Origin of the sequence: Pseudomonas sp. FP818 (assembly GCF_030687335.1) — a bacterium.
Lineage (GTDB): Bacteria > Pseudomonadota > Gammaproteobacteria > Pseudomonadales > Pseudomonadaceae > Aquipseudomonas > Aquipseudomonas shahriarae.
Genome location: NZ_CP117427.1, coordinates 4,325,984 through 4,342,725, shown reverse-complemented (window position 1 = coordinate 4,342,725; position 16,742 = coordinate 4,325,984). Strand labels below are relative to the sequence as shown.

The window sequence follows — 16,742 nt, the reverse complement described above, 5'->3', positions numbered from 1 at the left end:
TTAGAAAATCAGGTGTTCAGAAGAGCTGGCGGCCTGTGCACCCTGTGCCAGGTGCACCGATGATTGTCCATCGCCTGTCATCAGGGCCAGTTGAGGCCGTTGTTGAGCGTGGTAGCTGCCCGTTTGGCTGATCTGCGCTGAATCGCTGTCGTTGCCGGCCTGGAAGTGGAATGTCACCAGTACGGCCAAGGCCACGGCGTTCAGAAGCAGAAGGGTGCTGTTCATGGGTCTTTCCCCGTGTTCACGTGCAGGACAGTTTTATAAGTACATAGAGTGCAGTCATCATGCCAGCTATTATTTTGATTTAAATCCTTTTAAAACAATAACTTAAGTTGATCTCAAAAGTATGGCTCATTGCAATATGCAATGATGGCATTTCGCGCCAATGCATTTTGCACGATGGGCTCGGCAGGCCCGTGGGCAACGGCTTATCGCCGATTGGGTGGGATAAAGGCTTACGCCTAAAAAGCTGACGGACGACATGACAAAACCCACCCTGACCGTTAACATGCACGCCGTCCGTCGCAACGCCGTCTGGCCCAGCGCCTGTCATTAGTCCCAGTAGCTCAATTGGATAGAGCATCCCCCTCCTAAGGGGAAGGTTGGCCGTTCGAACCGGCCCTGGGACACCATATTTAGCCGGGTTTGAGCTTTTCTCGCACTTCACCCTCGGTTTGGGCTATAGCCGGGCCAGTGAAAGACATGCGCAAGGCATTTCAAAGCACATCCTCCCCGGCTCAGGATTCGTTCTGCGCTTTGTCACCTCGATTGGGTTAACTGGCTGGTGCAGCCTGCCTCGACTGTCGGGCTGATTGAAAACTGACCCTTCGTCGGAACTTTGTTGGAATGTTGGAGCATCATTTCCAAGTGATGACTTCAAGGCTACAGACGTTGAGTAGCATGGCGATTGCCTGACGCCATTAAGATTAGGGGCTTATCTCCACTTCCCGAACGTCCAGGCCGAGCGCTAGGGCGGGGCCCCCATTTTTCTCTCCCGCCCAGCCCCGCCAGCCCCACATCCCACCCTGCCTTCAAAGCAACTCCTGCGGAGAAATCACCCAAGCGCTGCAGGGCATCTTGTACAGCAGGTGTTCCACAGTGCTGCCGATTAATCGGTCCATGGCCCGATGGCCTATTCGGCCCATCACAATCACATCGGTCTCATAGGCACTCGCGTAGCTGGCAAGCACCTTGGCGGGGTTGCCCATGATCATGTGCTGGCGCTCCGGTGGAATACCGTTGCGCTCCGCCAGTTCGTGGAAGGCATCGGCCTGGGCATCAAACAGTGTCCGGGCTTTGCTGGAGGAGAAGAAGCTTGCGCCATTTTCGAAACCGAATTCATCGGCACTGATAGCTGAAAGGTCGTGGGCATAAATGACGTCTAGTTCTGCGTGACAGATGCTCGCTAGTTTCGCGGCCTCTTGCACAATGGTGTCGTTGAAATCTTTGTATTGCCCGTCGCGATGAAAAGGGTCTACTGCAGCGATGATCTTGCGGGGCAGGGCGTGGTGCATATGGCTGACGAAATGCAAGGGTACCGGGCATTCGCGCAACAGGTGGACATCCAGTGGCGTAAACATCAGGCGTGAAAGCAGCGATTCATGCTCCAGCGCCTTGATCAACACCGCCATGGGTTGTTCTTTGAGGTGGATGAGGATTTCCTGCAAGGGGTCGTTCACCCAGACCACTTCAGTGGTGACATGCACCCCGATTCTGCGCAACGGGCGGGCCTGGTCTTCCAACCATTGGCGATGGCGTTCGACATAGCCGATGCGCATTTGCTCCAGCGCTTGCTCGTTGACCAGCCCGGCCGTTGCCAGCCCCTCGAGATAGTCAAATGCCACGATGTGCAATGCCGCATCCGCAGCCTTGGCCAGGGCGGCGGCTCGATCAAAAGCGGGGCTGTTCTCCATCAAGGGTGGGACGACCAACATGAAGCGTGATTGATCAGACATGACATCTCTCCCGTAGGTAAATGCGCAGGTGCCCGCCCCAATCGCCGCGCAGCCATTGGAACCTGAAACCTCGCAATTAGAGTGTGGCGGACTGCGGGAGGTCGGGTTGATCTTTGTCAAACCCAGGGGGCAATCGGGTGGCAACCCGACGTGCGGTCGGTCAGCGACGAAATTGTTGACCATTATCAATCTTTCCAGTGTTTCCTCGGCGCAGTCTTATAGGCGTGCCGAACCTGGCGCACCCACAGTGGCGGAGGATCACCATGGCGACCATGAAAGCGGCTGTTTTCGTTGAAAAGAACCGGATCGTCCTGGAAGACAAACCCATCCCCACTGTGGGGCCTCTGGATGCTTTGATCCGGATTACCACGACGACCCTCTGCGGTACCGACGTGCACATCTTGCGCGGTGAGTATCCGGTGGCCAAAGGGCTGACGGTGGGGCATGAGCCCGTAGGGGTCATTGAGCAGTTGGGCTCGCAGGTGCGCGGCTTTGTCGAAGGGCAGCGGGTCATTGCCGGTGCCATCACTCCCAGCGGGCAAAGTTACGCTTGCCTCTGTGGCTGTGCTTCGCAGGATGGCCCGGACACCCGCCACGGTTTTCGCGCCACGGGTGGCTGGAAGTTCGGCAATAGTATTGACGGTTGCCAGGCGGAGTACGTGCTGGTGCCAGACGCCACCGCCAATTTATGCCCGATTCCGGACGGCCTCAGCGATGAGCAGGTGTTGATGTGCCCGGACATTATGTCCACCGGTTTTTCCGGGGCAGAGCGCGCCGAGGTCAGCATCGGCGATACCGTTGCGGTGTTCGCCCTCGGGCCAATCGGCCTCTGTGCAGTGGCCGGCGCGCGTCTCAAGGGCGCGACTACCATCATTGGCGTCGATGCCGTGCCTGCGCGGATGAGTGTTGCGCGGCGCCTGGGGGCCACCCATGTGGTCAACTTCAAGGACGGTAATGTCGTCGAGCAAATCATGGCCTTGACCGATGGGCGTGGGGTGGATGTGTCCATCGAGGCATTGGGCACGCAAGGCACGTTCGAGTCCGCTTTGCGGGTCTTGCGCCCCGGTGGTCGGTTATCCAGTCTCGGCGTTTATTCCAGTGACTTGCGCATACCCCTGGATGCCTTCGCCGCCGGGCTCGGGGACTACAGTATTGTCACGACCCTGTGCCCCGGCGGCAAAGAGCGTATGCGCCGGCTGATGGCGGTGGTTAACAGCGGCGGTGTGGACCTGTCACCCCTGGTAACCCATCGTTTCAAGCTCGACGACATTGAAGCGGCCTATGAGCTGTTTGCTCACCAGCAGGATGGTGTGATGAAGGTCGCGATTACGCCGTGAAGATGGGGTTAGAGGGGGTCTGGAGGTCGTCAATGCTAATTGATATCACGCAGGAGCAGGCAACCGCATGCTGGGTTGTGCACATGGAAGGTGTCGCAGTGGAGTTCAAAACCCTGGAAGGTGCGCAGGCATTCGTCAGGCGACTCCGGACGCGTATAGACGCGCCGCATGCCTGGCCGATCAATGTCGATCCGCCCCCTGTCCGGCGAGCGGCCCACGCAGCTCGATAGCCCAGCGACATGGTTGCAACGGTTCGGCCGACCTCGTGGAGTCACGAGTGGGTCGCAAGACAAGGCCAGCATCGATGACAAAACCATGAATGAAACCCTCGGCATGGCAGGCGCGGCAACCGCACTGGGGATCGGTATGCTCATTGGGCTGGAGCGCGAGCGGCACAAAGGGCAGGGACAAGGCCGCGCCTGTGCAGGACTGCGCACGTTTGCGATCACCGCGCTGTTGGGTTATGTGGCGATGCAGGTCGGCGCCGGTCTGCTGGTCGGGATCGTGGCGATAACCCTTGGGTTGCTGGTCACCGTGGCGTACTGGCGCAGCCTGAGCGATGACCCGGGCGTCACCAGTGAAGTGGCATTGATCACGGTTTTGCTGCTGGGGGCGATGTGCAGTACATCGCCCGAACTGGCCATCGCCATCGCCGTGGTGATGGCGGGCCTGCTGACCTATCGACAGAAGCTGCACTACTTTGCCCGTAACCAACTGACTGATGTGGAAGTGCGCGACGGCCTGGTACTGGCGACTGCCGCGCTGGTGGTGCTGCCGCTGGTCCCTGACCGCTTTATCGGCGCCTACGCCGCGATCAACCTGCGCACCATTTGCACGCTCACGGTATTGCTCATGGTAGTGGGGGCGGTGGGGCATATTGCTGTGCGCACCCTGGGCACCCGGTATGGGTATGCAATCAGTGCCATTGCTTCGGGATTTGCCTCCAGCACCGTGACCATTGCCACCATGGGGAATATCGCCGCCAGGGAGCCGGAGAACATCAAGGTCTTGAGTGCCGCCGCGATCTTCTCCAACCTGGCGACTGTCACCCAAGTCGGGCTGATCATGGGGGCGGTCGACAGCAGTCTGTTACGTCATATCTGGGGACCGCTGTTGTGCGGCGCCGCTGCTACAGCGCTGTATGGACTGTGCTTGATGTTTCCCCGGCCTGCGAATGACGTGGGGCAACCGATCAAGGTCGGCGGCGCGTTCAATCTCAAGCTGGCGCTGGTGGTCTCATTGACCATGACCGGCATCACTTTCCTGTCGTCGGTGATGCTCAATCACTTCGGTGAAATCGGAGTCATGCTCACGGCGACCCTGTCCGGCCTCGCCGATGCCCATTCCTCGACAGCATCAATTTCGACATTGGCCAAGTCCGGTCAGTTGCCACTTAGCGCCACCACCATTCCTATACTGATTGCAGTCAGCAGTAACACGCTGAGCAAATGCCTGGTGGCGTGGATCAGCGGCGGGCGACGGTTCGCCGCTTACGTTATCCCGGGTCAGGTCTTGCTGACGCTGGCCATGTGGGCCGGGATCTTGCTTCTTTGAATCACATTCAACCTGGTACCTGATGAAGATCAAGTTGGCTGAGTCGGGTGCGTTCACTCTATAGGTGTCAGCAACCAAAAGGCCACGTGCCGAGGTGTCCCATGTCGCAGGCTCAGCGTTTACTGTTAATTGCCCCCTCAACCCTGACCCGTACACCCGCGTTCGAGCGGGCCGGCGCGTTGGCCAAGGCGATGCAAATGCCTTTGCACATTGTCGCATTTGACTACTTGCAGGCCTTGGCGGTGGCCGGCCTTTTTGCCCCTGAACAAATGAACCGGGCCCGTGACGGTTATTTGCAAAACCACAGGCAGTGGCTCACGGAGCAGGCGGGGTTGATCAGCCAGCACGGGGTGCAGGTCACCAGCGAAGTGGTGTGGGTGCAACACCCTTACGAAGAAATCATGCACTTTGTCAGTGAGATGCCACTGGCGTTGATCATCAAGGATGCGCAGGAAGAATCAGCCTTGCAGCGGATCTTTTTCGCACCGCTGGACTGGCAGTTACTGCGCGATTGTCCGGTACCTGTGCATTTGGTGACCAACGCGCTCAACCCTCGGCCGCGCAATATCCTGGCCATCGTCGATGTGCTGCGCGACGAGGAGCAGGACAATGTGTTCAACGACCAGATCATCAACGCAGCGGTAAAGCTGGCCAACGAATGCGATGCCCACCTTGAGTTGATGCATGTGTATGACTGGGCGGCGATTTACGTCCAGGACATGGGCTTTGGTGCCTTGCCCCTGGCCACTGGGATTTATGAGGCGCTGGGCACGACTCAGCGGGAAGTGTTTGCCGCCATGGCTGAACGCCATGGTGTACCGCCGGAGTATCGCCACTTCATCGAGGGCAACCCGGTGTTGAGTATTTGTGAGTTCGCTGCCGAGCATCGCACGGACATCATTGTGATGGGCACGGTTCAGCACAAGGGGTTGAACAAGTTGCTCGGGACCACCGCTGAACAACTCCTGCAGCGGGCGCCCTGCAGTGTGCTGGCAATCAAGCCCGGGCGGGTATTGCAATCCTGAGCAGGCCACGGCCCCGCGCTGGAGCGTTGAGCGCAGCAGCGCGGGGCCGTAGCTCTACAGGTGACGGCTATGGATCACTTGGTGGGGGTCACGGGGATCAATGCATGACTCGAAGCCCAGGGCTCTGACCAGGTTACGCATGGGGATATTGCTCGCGGCATCCACCGAATACATCCGGCGGTAGCCATTCTTGCTGGCGGCGTTGAGCAAATGTTTCATCAGTAGAGTGCCCAGGCCCAGGTGCGCCCATTCATCGGCTACTGTTACTGCGCACTCACAGTCATCCTTGCCGGTAGCGGCGTAACGGCTGATGCCGATCTCGATCAGATGACCGTTTTCGTGCGCCAGCGCGATATAGGCCACTCGATGTTGCTTATCGGTGTCCATCAACGTATTGAGCAGGCTGTCACTGGGCTCGTTGATCTGCGCCAGGAAGCGCATATGTCTCGATTCGGGGGACAAGCGTTTGATAAACGCATACTCACGCTCGCGATCCTTGTCCTCGAGCGGCCGTATCAGTACGTGGCGACCGTCCCTGAGCGCTTCGATCCAGTGTTCTGCGGTGACGGTGGCATAAACTGCCGCCGCCCGATCATTGTGGTCTTTGAAGGTGGGCATGGGTGAGCCTCCATCTGATGTAAAAGGCCGGCGCGCGCAGATAAACCTCGCGGTGCTTCCTTTCTACGTCGTTGAGGGCTTTGGGCGCTGATCTGGATCAGCTACTTGTGTTGGCATCCTTGATTTTCGGATGACTGAGGTGGATTACGCGGCGGCCCTGGGCGGATCAGCCATTTACGGAATTGGCGGCCCGTCACCCAGGCAGTTGATTGAAATCAACTGCACCTGCGTCATTAAGAGCGATCAATGGCACTTCCCTTGAGTATTCATGGAGACGGCTATGCATATGACATTTCTCGGTGCTGCGGGCACGGTCACCGGCAGTAAGTACCTGCTGCAGCACCACGACCATCATGTCCTGATCGACTGCGGCCTTTTCCAGGGCTATAAACAGCTGCGGCTGCACAATTGGGATGCGCTGCCGTTTCCGATCGGTGAACTCGATGCGATTGTGCTTACCCATGCCCACCTGGATCACAGTGGCTATCTACCGGTCCTGGTGCGCAATGGCTATCGCGGGCCGGTCTATGCCACGCCTGCGACCTGTGACCTGCTGAAGATCCTGCTGCTAGACAGTGGTCGCCTCCAGGAAGAAGAGGCTGAGTTTGCCAATCGGCATGGCTTTTCCAAGCACAGCCCGGCGGCGCCGCTGTATACCGAACAGGACGCCGAGCGAGCGCTGAAGCTGTTACGGCCGATCGAGCTGCATAACAGGATTGAGATCGTCACCGGCATGACCCTCCAACTGCGCGGCGCCGGGCATATATTGGGCGCGGCCACGGTCGAGGTGGTCGCCGATGGCGTTACGCTTGTGTGCTCGGGAGACTTGGGGCGACCCGACGACCCCCTGATGTTCGCTCCGGAGACCATCGAGCAGGCGGACTACCTGTTGGTGGAGTCGACCTACGGTGACCGCAAGCACCCGGCCGAGCTGCCAGAGGAGCAATTGGCCGACGTCATCACCCGCACCGCGCTGCGCCATGGCATTACCCTGGTACCTTCCTTCGCCGTCGGTCGGGCGCAGTTGCTGATGTACCACTTGTATCGGCTCAAGCAGCAACACTTGATTCCCGATGTGCCGATCTATCTCAATAGCCCCATGGCCACCGACGTCACCACGTTGTACCAGCGTTTTCGCAGCGAACACCGTTTGACCGCGCAGGAGTGCGAAGGCATGTGCCACGTCGTGAAGTTTGTGCGCACCACCGAAGATTCGATCCGCCTGGACCAGCAGCGCACGCCGGCGGTGATTATCGCTGCCAGCGGCATGGCTACCGGGGGGCGGGTGATCCACCACCTCAAGGCGTTGGCCCCCAACCCGATCAATACGCTGCTGGTTCCCGGCTTCCAGGCGGGCGGTACCCGCGGCGCGCAAATTGTCGCGGGGGCTCCTTCCGTGCGTATTCATGGCAAGGAGGTGCCCATCAGGGCCGAGGTGGTGCCGATGCAGTCCCTGTCGGCACATGCGGATGCCGATGAAATCATGCAATGGCTTCGCGGGTTCAAGCAGCCACCGAAACACACCTATGTGGTGCACGGCGAACCCAATGCCTCGGATGTGCTGCGCCGACGTATCAGCCTGGAGCTGGGCTGGTCGGTCTCGGTGCCGGAGTATCGCGATAGCGTCGAACTCAGCGCCACCGATCACCCTTCGAACATATCCGGCTGATAGCAAACAGTCCTTGCCGCTTTACGGCAGGCTCCAGACTGGCCAAGGGGTTGACGCAGCCAGCCGCTGACGCTCGGGTTTTTTCCAGGAGCAGGGCCTCGTTAGCCGTTTGGCCAGTGCCGTCTGGCTGGCGGGCGCGATATATTGTGCAGACCTTGTACCTTGCTCCCGGTCTGAGTGCGTCTGACACGTAACTCACAGAAGAAGGAACTGTTGGGTGTCGAGTTCATCGAAGGCTTCATGCTTCGATAAACCCGAAGTTGTCCCGCTTGTCGGATCAAAATATTCCCGGGTGCCTTAGGTGCCAGGGCTTAACGAGGCTTCGTCTTCAGGCTATCGTGTAAATAGCCTGACACCCACTGCAAGGAGCCGCTCGGAACGCCGATGCGCCAAATCTGGAAATCTTTTCGAGCCCTTTATTTCGCCTCCTTGATGATGCTGATCGGCTCCGGCCTGCTCAGTACTTACCTGGCCTTGCGCCTGGCGGCGGATAACGTCGACAGCCTGTGGGTCGGTGCGCTGATGGCGGCCAACTATTTTGGCCTGGTGCTGGGGGGCAAGATCGGGCATCGCCTGATCGCCCGGGTCGGGCATATCCGGGCCTATGCCACGTGTGCCGGGATCGTCGGTGCGGCGGTGTTGGGCCATGGCCTGGTGGATTGGCTGCCGGCCTGGATCGTGCTGCGGATAATCGTCGGCCTCGGCATGATGTGCCAGTACATGGTCATCGAGAGCTGGCTCAACGAGCAGGCCGACGCCAAGCAGCGGGGCGTGGTGTTCAGCGGTTATATGATCGCCTCCTACCTGGGCCTGGTGCTGGGCCAGCTGATTCTGGTCATGCACCCCCAATTGGGGCTTGAGCTGCTGATGTTGGTGGCGCTGTGTTTCGCCCTGTGCCTGGTGCCGGTGGCCATGACTCGGCGTATTCACCCGGCGCCCTTGCATCCGGCGCCCATGGAGCCACGCTTCTTTATCAAGCGCGTGCCGCAGTCCCTGAGTACGGTGTTGGGTGCCGGCCTAATCGTCGGCTCTTTCTACGGTCTGGCGCCGCTGTATGCGGCCCAGCAGGGGTTGAGCACCGAGCAGGTCGGTCTGTTCATGGGTAGCTGCATTTTTGCCGGCCTGCTGGTGCAGTGGCCGTTGGGCTGGCTGTCGGATCGTTATGACCGTGCGCTGCTGATCCGCTGCTTCGCCCTGTGCCTGGCGGTGGCGGCATTGCCGCTGGCGATCATGACTCAGGTGCCGTTGGAAGTGCTGTTTATAGCCGGCTTCCTGTGCTCGCTGGTGCAGTTCTGCCTGTATCCGCTGGCCGTGGCATTTTCCAATGACCATGTCGAAGGTGATCGCCGGGTCTCGCTCACGGCGATGTTGCTGGTGACCTACGGGGTGGGCGCCAGTGTCGGGCCGTTGCTGGCAGGCGTGGTCATGAAGCTGTTCGGCAACCAGATGCTGTATGCGTTCTTCAGCTTGTGCGCCTTGATCCTGGTCTGGCGCATCCGCCCCAAGGCGGTGACCAATCTGCATCAGGTGGACGATGCGCCGCTGCATCACGTGGCGATGCCCGACAGCATGTCCAGCTCGCCCCTGGTGGCTGCCCTCGATCCGCGTGTGGATGAGCAAGTGGTGCAGGACCAGATGCAAACCACCGCGCCGGAACCTGCGCCCGAAGCCGAACCTGAAGTGGAGCCACAACCTGAGCCCGAGCCGCCGGAGCATCCGGACCCGGAAGACCACCCGCATGACCTGAGCCGGGCCCGTCCCTGAAACGAAAAACGGGCAGTTCCCCAAGGAGCTGCCCGTTTTTTTGTGCCTGTGGTTCGGCGCTTACATATCGTCGTCTTTATCGAACCGACGCGCCTCGCGCTGCAGTTGGTAGACAAAACGCTCAACCTGACGCTGCACCAGGCCGCTCATGTTGTGGAAGCGCACACCGGCAAAGGTGGTGTTGATCCTTTCTTCAAAGTGCAGGTAACGCAACTCCACCGCCGTGGTCATGCTGCCGAAGGGCAGGGCGGCGATAAAGCGGTCGTAGACCTGGCCCAATTGCAGGCGCTCGGAGATATCACCTTCAAAGCGCAGCTTGCAGCCGGTGGCGGAGATGTCCAGCAACTTGCCGCTGAGAGGCGCCTTGAGTTTCTCGCCGCCCAATTCGATATTCACCAGTTGCGCCAGTTTCAATGCCGCACGAAAGGCATTGCGGCGCTGATGGTAGACCACTTCTTCAGGCAGGCTGCCCTTGTAGATGCGGTGGCCGTCTTTTGTGCCGATGGTCAGGCTGCCATTGCTGTCCCAGGCCACGCGCACGCCTTCGTGGAAGCCTTCGATGCGAAATGCTTCGCCATTTTCCAGATAGCGCTCACCTTCGGGCGGGATCATTTCGTCCAGGCTCAGGGTCTTGCTGTCCTTGTCGACATCCACCAGGTAGCTCTGGAAGCGCTGGTTGCGTTCGTGGAAGGTGATGATCAGCGGGTCGTGGCTCTCTTGCAGCAGCCGCAGGGTGCCGGCAATTTCCAGAGGGGTGGTGAGGACCTTGGGTGGCTGCGGAGTATCTTCCGCGTTGAGGGTGTTGAACACGGTTCTTCCATCTCCAGACAAAATACGACTACACGCAAGAACCGGCATTTTGCCAGTATGTGGCGCGCCTTGATAGGGCGCGCGATAAACCGGCGTCAGGCTTGGCTGAGGGTGCTGGGCTTGACCAACCGTGAGGTGGAGCCCTGGGCGTTATACAGTGCTGGAGGTTCGCCACCGTGGAGGATGCGCAACTGGTTGGCGGTGGTGGCTTGCTGCAGTTGGATCGACTGGCCATTGAGCACATTGGCCTCCTGGCAACTGATCAACAACTGATTGAGCGCTGCGCTCTGAGCCAGCAACTGGTCACCGACCGATGAATGGCTGGCGAGCTGTTCCAGGCCGCTGTGATCAGCGGGCAGGCCCAGGCTGAGCAGGATCTGGCTGCGTTTCTGGCCGTGTTGTTCAAGCAGGATGATCAGCGATTGCTTGCGTGCCAGGATGTCTTCCAGCACGCGCATGTCGCGGCCGCACAGGGCCACGAATTCGTCTTGAAGCAGCTCCAGCAACTGTTGCGCCGGAGCCAGGTCTTCATTGATCAGTTGCAGCAGATTTTCGTCGTGCATGGCTGGCCTTGGGGTTTAAGCGTCCAAAAGCCTGGCGCAGGCCTTGGCCTAGCGCTCGGCTTTGATGATTTTGCCGGCTAAACGGTCGTTGTCGATCTGATAGCTGCCATCGGCAATTGCCTGCTTCAATTCGGCCACACGGGCTTTATTGACCACCGGCTGATCGCGCAGCGAGTCTGTGATCTTCTGCAACTGTTGAGCCTCGTTGCTCAAATGCACCGATTCGCCACTTTGGGTCGAAGCGGTCTGTTCTGCCTTGGCAGGCAGTGCCGGGGCCTTGGCTTCAACGCTGTCCTTGGCCGCGTTGGTACGCGTGCCGCCGGGCGTTGCCTGGGCGCTGTTCAATCGGCTGAAATCAATGACCATGTTAAAAAAACCTCTGGGTAATTGGACGCTTGCCATGTTTTCGGCCATACCCGGACAAACTTTAGGCGCGATCGACAATAAACCTGTGCACCGCCAGATCATGCGCACAGTGTAGGAAAAGCCAGCGTCCCACGCCAGTGATCTATAGCGCCACCTCCACTTGGCCAGGGGCTGTTACCCGAGCCTTGATCACACGTTTGGAGTTGAGGTTCTTCACGCGAATCTGCTCGCTCATCCCGCCACTGGCCAGGGCTTCCCCCGGCATTTTCACGTTCAGCCCCCCGCTGCTGGCGGATATCACCACATGGTCGCCCTTGCGCACCACTTCTGCCTGTTCCAGGTGAACCAGGGTGATGACCTGGTCGGTGACCATTGGTCGGGTCAGTTTTTGCCCGACGGCCTGGTCCACGGAGGTGAGGTAACCCTGTCTGATCTGGCTGATGTCCCGTTCGCGCAGGGCCACGTCTTCAAAACCGATGATGCCGGTGCGCTTGAGCGGGCGGGTGACGGTCACCACGTCACGATACAGGCGGACCTGGGCCGGCACGAACACGGTCCAGGGCGAACTGCCGTCGCAGCGCACGCGCACGGTCACGCGGCCAATGGGCTGGGCGGGGCTTTCCAGGGAGCCTGTCAATTCCTTGTCACACATGGGCATGCGCAAACGCGGGTCCAACTGGTTGACCTGGATTTCATAACGGCCCGGTGTCTGTGTGGTTGCCAGATAATCTTCTACAGTGAACTCAAGAAAGCCTTGAGTGACGCCGATAAGTAGATCAGGCAAGGTGACGTTGTCGGCACGGGCTGCAAGGCCGGTACCCAAGGCAAACAACGCCGTCCAGGCGCAGAGCAATCTGCGGTACTGTGGCGAGCGAAGGCGTCGGGAAACTGTCGTTTTGATGTCCATGGCCAATAAATAGCAAAGCGCGTGCCGTTTTGTGTTGGGTACGCGTCGTACCCGTAAGTTTTGTAGCGTAGGAGTCTGGGCATGGCGGGTGTAATGGATTCAGTGAACCAGCGCACACAGCTGGTAGGGCAGAATCGCCTGGAGTTGTTGCTGTTTCGTCTCGATGGCAAGCAGCTCTATGGCATTAACGTCTTTAAAGTGCGGGAGGTGCTGCAATGTCCCAAGCTCACCATAATGCCCAAGTCCAACCCGGTGGTGTGTGGCGTGGCCAACATCCGGGGTGCGACGATTCCGATTCTTGACCTAGCGATGGCCACCGGCTCTTCCGGCTTGCAGGATCGTGAGAGCCCGTTTGTGATCATCACCGAGTACAACACCAAGACCCAGGGTTTCCTGGTGCGCTCGGTGGAACGCATCGTCAACATGAACTGGGAAGAGATCCATCCACCACCCAAGGGCACCGGGCGCGATCACTACCTCACGGCAGTGACGCGGGTCGATAACCAGTTGGTGGAAATCATCGACGTCGAGAAGATCCTCGCGGAAGTGGCACCCACGTCGGAGCAGATTTCGGTGGGGGTCGTGGATGAGCAGACCCAGCAAAAGGCCGTGTCCCTGCGGGTGTTGACGGTGGATGACTCCTCGGTGGCGCGCAAGCAGGTGTCCCGTTGCCTGCAGACCGTGGGTGTCGAAGTGGTGGCGCTCAATGATGGCCGCCAGGCGCTGGATTATCTGCGTAAGCTGGTGGACGAAGGCAAGAAACCGGAAGAAGAATTCCTGATGATGATTTCCGACATCGAGATGCCGGAAATGGACGGCTACACCCTCACGGCCGAGATACGCAACGACCCACGCATGCAAAAATTGCATATCATCCTGCATACTTCATTGTCCGGTGTATTCAATCAGGCGATGGTCAAGAAGGTCGGTGCCGATGACTTCCTGGCCAAATTCCGTCCTGATGACCTGGCATCCCGGGTAGTCGACCGGATCAAATCTGCAGATCACGGCTAGGGGCTTTCTCCCTGGCGGTCACACGAGTTAAGAGGCGGTTTCATTGTCTACGGGTAATTTGGATTTCGAACAGTTCCGGGTATTCCTGGAAAAAGCCTGTGGCATATTGCTTGGTGAAAACAAGCAATACCTGGTATCAAGCCGTCTCAACAAATTGATGGAGCAGCAGGGCATCAAGTCCCTGGGCGAGCTGGTGCAGCGCATCCAGGGCCAACCGCGCAGCGGGCTCAAGGAGATGGTGGTCGATGCCATGACCACTAACGAAACCTTATGGTTTCGCGATACTTATCCCTTCGAGGTGCTCAAGAACAAGGTATTGCCCGAGGCGATCAAGGCCAGCCCTGGCCAGCGCCTGCGCATCTGGTCGGCGGCGTGTTCGTCGGGGCAGGAACCGTATTCGCTGTCGATGTCCATCGACGAGTTCGAGCGGACCAACATGGGCCAGTTGAAGGCAGGGGTGCAAATTGTCGCCACTGACTTGTCCGGCACCATGCTGACCAACTGCAAGACGGGCGAATACGACAGCCTGGCCCTGGGCCGCGGTCTGTCGCCGGAGCGCCTGCAGCGTTATTTCGACCCCAAGGGGGCCGGGCGCTGGGCGGTCAAGGCGCCGATCAAGAGCCGGGTGGAGTTCCGCTCGTTCAACCTGCTGGACAGCTACGCCAGCCTGGGCAAGTTCGACATCGTGTTTTGCCGCAACGTCTTGATCTACTTCTCGGCTGAAGTGAAGAAGGACATCCTGTTGCGCATCCATGGCACGCTCAAGCGTGGAGGCTATCTGTTTCTCGGTGCTTCCGAGGCGCTCAATGGCTTGCCGGATCATTACCAGATGGTGCAGTGCAGCCCCGGTATTATCTACCAGGCCAAGTGATGGTTTGAGCCCGTTCTTCAGGACGCGGCAAGCCGTGCAAACAAGGGAGACCCGCAAGGGTCTCCCTTTTTTTTGCGCGGGATGTTCCCCCTTCTGGAACTTATGTTTCTCAGCTCGCCACGGATGGGTGGGCAAGTTCCGTTCGTTCAAAACGTAAGCCGTGTTGACGAGGGCGCGAAGTCTTTATCGCCACGTTCACCGGAAGGAGGAGGGTATGGGAAACATTTCGACAGAGCATCGTCCGGGAGGTGCACGTTTTGCGTTCGATCCGGTTATTGAATCGCGGCGTGTGCAGGATCCCCCCGCAGGGGCGGCAAGGGGGTGGGCAGGTTCCAGCCCTATGCCTGGCACTCAGGCGTCCGGGGCGCCGAGCATCAGCTTTTCCCCGGTCAATAGTGGGGTTTCGAGACAGGCTTTTAGCTACGACTCTTTTGCCTCCAGTGACTCTCTACCGACAAACGATTTCTCTTCTTTTGGAGGGGGCGATTCAGTCCGTGCCGGACTCAAGGCCGGGAAAGATACCGGGGATGTTTTTGCAGGGTTTTTTCAAGGGCGAAATGGTAACTGCGCCACGGTTTCAGCCATCAAGGCAATGATGGAGCGCTATGGCAAGAAGGAGACCGACCTCTTCAAGGATGTGAAGGAAACCCAGAATGGCTACCACATCACGTTGAAGGACGGGAGTGAGGTGAATTTGACTCGCCAGGAGATGGAGGCGGCAGAGCGTCATGCCGGCTTTAAAGGTAATGATCCTGTGATGAAAAAGACCGCAGTCCTGGCCTATGCGACCAGTGCCAAGAAAGCACAGGAAGCCAACCATGAAAATTCGAAATATGACTTTTCCAAGGCCCTGGACTCCCTTGGCAATGGTGAGCACACCAAGGACGCCTTTATCCGGCTGGGCATGAAGGATCATATTCGGCAGGGAACCGTAAGCGATCTGCAGAATGGCCGGCTGGGCATCATAGAGAAGGACGTCGCGGGGCCCGGTACGGCCCATTCGATGGTGGTGGTTGGAGGGGTAGAGGATCACTGGGGGAGCAAGGGCGGCAGGGTCCAGAGGGGAACCATGACCGGAAACGGCGTCGTATTTAAGGAAAACGTAATCCTTTTGACTTGATGGCGCCTTTAAGGCGCGTGATGCCGATAGTGGAAACCTTGCAAGAAAAGACCTTTGGTTGCTCATCGTCAACCAAAGGTCCCGGCCGGCCATCGCTGGCGGCAACGCCATCGATTATCTCCCCGGCATAAAACGGCAACACCCATTGCCGCTTTCCTGACGTTTCGCGGTCAAGCGTTGCCGCTTTTCCGGCATTGCCACCGGCAATATCTCCCTAAGCCCTTGATTTATGGGCTCTGAAAAACCTGGCATGGCGCTTGCTATAACCCTGTTACAGAAAAGCAGGTCAGCCCCTAAAGGTTTCCGCCATGAGCATCAGCTTCGATAAAGCGCTCGGTATCCATGAACAGGCCCTGGGCTTCCGCGCCCAGCGTGCCGAAGTCCTGGCTAACAACATCGCCAACGCCGATACCCCGAACTACAAGGCTCGGGACCTGGACTTTGCCGCCGTGCTCGCCGCACAGAGCGACAAGACCAAGAACGGCTCCTTCGCCTTGAACATGACCAATAACCGTCATATCGAAGCGCAGGGCCTGAGCAGTGGCGATGAGTCGCTGATGTATCGCACGCCGATGCAGCCGTCGATCGACCAGAACACGGTCGACGCGCAGCTGGAACAATCGAACTACGCCGAGAACTCGGTGAACTTCCAGGCCAGCTTCACCCTGCTCAACAGCAAATTCAAAGGGCTGATGTCAGCCCTGCGCGGAGAATAAGCCATGTCTCTATCCAGTGTTTTCAATATTGCCGGTAGTGGCATGAGCGCCCAGACCACGCGTCTGAACACGGTCGCCAGTAACATTGCCAACGCCGAAACGGTGTCGTCGAGCATCGACCAGACCTATCGCGCCCGGCACCCAGTGTTCGCCACCATGTTCCAGGCCGGTCAGAACGGCGGCAGCGACTCGTTGTTCCAGAGCCAGGATGCTGCCGGCCAGGGCGTGCAGGTGCTGGGTGTGGTCGAAGACCAGAGCAACCTCGACGCCCGCTACGAACCCAATCATCCCGCTGCGAACGAAAAGGGCTACGTGTACTACCCCAACGTCAACGTGGTCGAGGAAATGGCTGACATGATTTCCGCCAGTCGCTCGTTCCAGACCAACGCGGAAATGATGAACACCGCCAAAGCCATGATGCAGAAGGTCCTGACCCTCGGTCAGTGATAAGGG

At 58.8% G+C, this 16,742-nt stretch carries 17 protein-coding genes and 1 tRNA gene; 11 read left to right on the top strand and 7 right to left on the bottom strand.

Annotated elements, in window-relative coordinates; genetic code table 11:
* Positions 1 to 225, bottom strand: coding sequence for a hypothetical protein (locus PSH80_RS19630; RefSeq protein WP_057960440.1), 225 nt, complete (start codon positions 223 to 225; stop codon positions 1 to 3).
* Positions 226 to 555: 330 nt separating this feature from the next.
* Between PSH80_RS19630 and PSH80_RS19625 the strand changes: the two genes are divergently transcribed.
* Positions 556 to 632, top strand: a tRNA-Arg gene (locus tag PSH80_RS19625).
* A gap of 399 nt (positions 633 to 1,031) precedes the next feature.
* Here the strand turns inward: PSH80_RS19625 and PSH80_RS19620 are convergent.
* Positions 1,032 to 1,955 carry a universal stress protein gene (locus PSH80_RS19620; protein WP_057960439.1) on the bottom strand — a complete coding sequence of 308 codons (924 nt, stop codon included), beginning with the start codon at positions 1,953 to 1,955 and terminating at the stop codon, positions 1,032 to 1,034.
* A 263-nt stretch (positions 1,956 to 2,218) separates the two neighbouring features.
* On the opposite strand from PSH80_RS19620, the gene PSH80_RS19615 reads away from it, so the two are divergent.
* The 3 genes from PSH80_RS19615 to PSH80_RS19605 all read left to right on the top strand — a co-directional run bounded on the left by PSH80_RS19615 (position 2,219) and on the right by PSH80_RS19605 (position 5,871).
* Positions 2,219 to 3,292 carry an NAD(P)-dependent alcohol dehydrogenase gene (locus PSH80_RS19615; RefSeq protein WP_057444072.1) on the top strand — a complete coding sequence of 358 codons (1,074 nt, stop codon included), beginning with the start codon at positions 2,219 to 2,221 and terminating at the stop codon, positions 3,290 to 3,292.
* A 315-nt stretch (positions 3,293 to 3,607) separates the two neighbouring features.
* On the top strand, positions 3,608 to 4,846 hold the full coding sequence (locus PSH80_RS19610; RefSeq protein ID WP_120733940.1) for a DUF4010 domain-containing protein: 1,239 nt from the start codon (positions 3,608 to 3,610) through the stop codon (positions 4,844 to 4,846).
* Positions 4,847 to 4,947: 101 nt separating this feature from the next.
* Positions 4,948 to 5,871 (top strand): universal stress protein, encoded by a 924-nt coding sequence (locus tag PSH80_RS19605; protein ID WP_057439696.1) that lies wholly within the window; start codon positions 4,948 to 4,950, stop codon positions 5,869 to 5,871.
* Positions 5,872 to 5,925: 54 nt separating this feature from the next.
* On the opposite strand, the gene PSH80_RS19600 is transcribed toward PSH80_RS19605, so the two are convergent.
* Positions 5,926 to 6,489 (bottom strand): GNAT family N-acetyltransferase, encoded by a 564-nt coding sequence (locus PSH80_RS19600; protein WP_305418002.1) that lies wholly within the window; start codon positions 6,487 to 6,489, stop codon positions 5,926 to 5,928.
* Between the two features lie 280 nt (positions 6,490 to 6,769).
* Here PSH80_RS19600 and PSH80_RS19595 point away from each other — a divergent pair, with 280 nt between their 5' ends.
* Positions 6,770 to 8,158: an MBL fold metallo-hydrolase RNA specificity domain-containing protein gene (locus PSH80_RS19595; RefSeq protein WP_169990015.1), complete on the top strand. Its 1,389-nt coding sequence runs from the start codon at positions 6,770 to 6,772 to the stop codon at positions 8,156 to 8,158.
* Between the two features lie 384 nt (positions 8,159 to 8,542).
* Positions 8,543 to 9,922 carry an MFS transporter gene (locus PSH80_RS19590; RefSeq protein WP_057960434.1) on the top strand — a complete coding sequence of 460 codons (1,380 nt, stop codon included), beginning with the start codon at positions 8,543 to 8,545 and terminating at the stop codon, positions 9,920 to 9,922.
* 60 nt (positions 9,923 to 9,982) lie between these two features.
* Here the strand turns inward: PSH80_RS19590 and PSH80_RS19585 are convergent, their stop codons facing one another.
* The 4 genes from PSH80_RS19585 to flgA form a co-directional block, all read right to left on the bottom strand.
* A complete protein-coding gene (locus tag PSH80_RS19585; RefSeq protein ID WP_057960433.1) occupies positions 9,983 to 10,732 on the bottom strand; it encodes a flagellar brake protein in 750 nt (249 codons plus the stop codon).
* A 95-nt stretch (positions 10,733 to 10,827) separates the two neighbouring features.
* Entirely contained in the window at positions 10,828 to 11,295 is a 468-nt protein-coding gene (locus PSH80_RS19580; protein ID WP_057439691.1) for a flagella synthesis protein FlgN, read from the bottom strand.
* A gap of 48 nt (positions 11,296 to 11,343) precedes the next feature.
* Positions 11,344 to 11,661 carry a flagellar biosynthesis anti-sigma factor FlgM gene (gene flgM / locus PSH80_RS19575; RefSeq protein ID WP_057960432.1) on the bottom strand — a complete coding sequence of 106 codons (318 nt, stop codon included), beginning with the start codon at positions 11,659 to 11,661 and terminating at the stop codon, positions 11,344 to 11,346.
* 142 nt (positions 11,662 to 11,803) lie between these two features.
* On the bottom strand, positions 11,804 to 12,568 hold the full coding sequence (gene flgA / locus PSH80_RS19570) for a flagellar basal body P-ring formation chaperone FlgA (RefSeq protein ID WP_057960431.1): 765 nt from the start codon (positions 12,566 to 12,568) through the stop codon (positions 11,804 to 11,806).
* 81 nt (positions 12,569 to 12,649) lie between these two features.
* Here flgA and PSH80_RS19565 point away from each other — a divergent pair, with 81 nt between their 5' ends.
* The 5 genes from PSH80_RS19565 (at position 12,650) to flgC (ending at position 16,736) form a co-directional block, all read left to right on the top strand.
* The gene (locus PSH80_RS19565) at positions 12,650 to 13,582 is read left to right on the top strand and encodes a chemotaxis protein CheV (protein WP_057439688.1); all 933 of its coding nucleotides are present in this window, start codon (positions 12,650 to 12,652) and stop codon (positions 13,580 to 13,582) included.
* A 43-nt stretch (positions 13,583 to 13,625) separates the two neighbouring features.
* Complete coding sequence (gene cheR / locus PSH80_RS19560; protein WP_057439687.1) at positions 13,626 to 14,453, top strand: protein-glutamate O-methyltransferase CheR; 828 nt, start codon at positions 13,626 to 13,628, stop codon at positions 14,451 to 14,453.
* 214 nt (positions 14,454 to 14,667) lie between these two features.
* Positions 14,668 to 15,573, top strand: coding sequence for a hypothetical protein (locus PSH80_RS19555; RefSeq protein WP_128593708.1), 906 nt, complete (start codon positions 14,668 to 14,670; stop codon positions 15,571 to 15,573).
* 308 nt (positions 15,574 to 15,881) lie between these two features.
* Entirely contained in the window at positions 15,882 to 16,289 is a 408-nt protein-coding gene (gene flgB / locus PSH80_RS19550) for a flagellar basal body rod protein FlgB (RefSeq protein ID WP_057439685.1), read from the top strand.
* 3 nt (positions 16,290 to 16,292) lie between these two features.
* Positions 16,293 to 16,736 carry a flagellar basal body rod protein FlgC gene (gene flgC, locus PSH80_RS19545; protein ID WP_029294486.1) on the top strand — a complete coding sequence of 148 codons (444 nt, stop codon included), beginning with the start codon at positions 16,293 to 16,295 and terminating at the stop codon, positions 16,734 to 16,736.
* Positions 16,737 to 16,742: the final 6 nt, after the last annotated feature.

What these genes read in the sequence shown, in the direction of transcription:
- PSH80_RS19615 (WP_057444072.1), top strand. Translation starts at nt 2,219, where the DNA reads ATGGCGACCATGAAAGCGGCTGTTTTCGTTGAAAAGAACCGGATCGTC.
- PSH80_RS19610 (WP_120733940.1), top strand. Translation starts at nt 3,608, where the DNA reads ATGAATGAAACCCTCGGCATGGCAGGCGCGGCAACCGCACTGGGGATC.
- flgB (WP_057439685.1), top strand. Translation starts at nt 15,882, where the DNA reads ATGAGCATCAGCTTCGATAAAGCGCTCGGTATCCATGAACAGGCCCTG.
- PSH80_RS19620 (WP_057960439.1), bottom strand. Translation starts at nt 1,955, where the DNA reads ATGTCTGATCAATCACGCTTCATGTTGGTCGTCCCACCCTTGATGGAG.
- PSH80_RS19590 (WP_057960434.1), top strand. Translation starts at nt 8,543, where the DNA reads ATGCGCCAAATCTGGAAATCTTTTCGAGCCCTTTATTTCGCCTCCTTG.
- flgM (WP_057960432.1), bottom strand. Translation starts at nt 11,661, where the DNA reads ATGGTCATTGATTTCAGCCGATTGAACAGCGCCCAGGCAACGCCCGGC.
- PSH80_RS19630 (WP_057960440.1), bottom strand. Translation starts at nt 225, where the DNA reads ATGAACAGCACCCTTCTGCTTCTGAACGCCGTGGCCTTGGCCGTACTG.
- flgC (WP_029294486.1), top strand. Translation starts at nt 16,293, where the DNA reads ATGTCTCTATCCAGTGTTTTCAATATTGCCGGTAGTGGCATGAGCGCC.
- PSH80_RS19605 (WP_057439696.1), top strand. Translation starts at nt 4,948, where the DNA reads ATGTCGCAGGCTCAGCGTTTACTGTTAATTGCCCCCTCAACCCTGACC.
- PSH80_RS19600 (WP_305418002.1), bottom strand. Translation starts at nt 6,489, where the DNA reads ATGCCCACCTTCAAAGACCACAATGATCGGGCGGCGGCAGTTTATGCC.
- PSH80_RS19565 (WP_057439688.1), top strand. Translation starts at nt 12,650, where the DNA reads ATGGCGGGTGTAATGGATTCAGTGAACCAGCGCACACAGCTGGTAGGG.
- flgA (WP_057960431.1), bottom strand. Translation starts at nt 12,568, where the DNA reads ATGGACATCAAAACGACAGTTTCCCGACGCCTTCGCTCGCCACAGTAC.
- PSH80_RS19555 (WP_128593708.1), top strand. Translation starts at nt 14,668, where the DNA reads ATGGGAAACATTTCGACAGAGCATCGTCCGGGAGGTGCACGTTTTGCG.
- PSH80_RS19580 (WP_057439691.1), bottom strand. Translation starts at nt 11,295, where the DNA reads ATGCACGACGAAAATCTGCTGCAACTGATCAATGAAGACCTGGCTCCG.
- PSH80_RS19595 (WP_169990015.1), top strand. Translation starts at nt 6,770, where the DNA reads ATGCATATGACATTTCTCGGTGCTGCGGGCACGGTCACCGGCAGTAAG.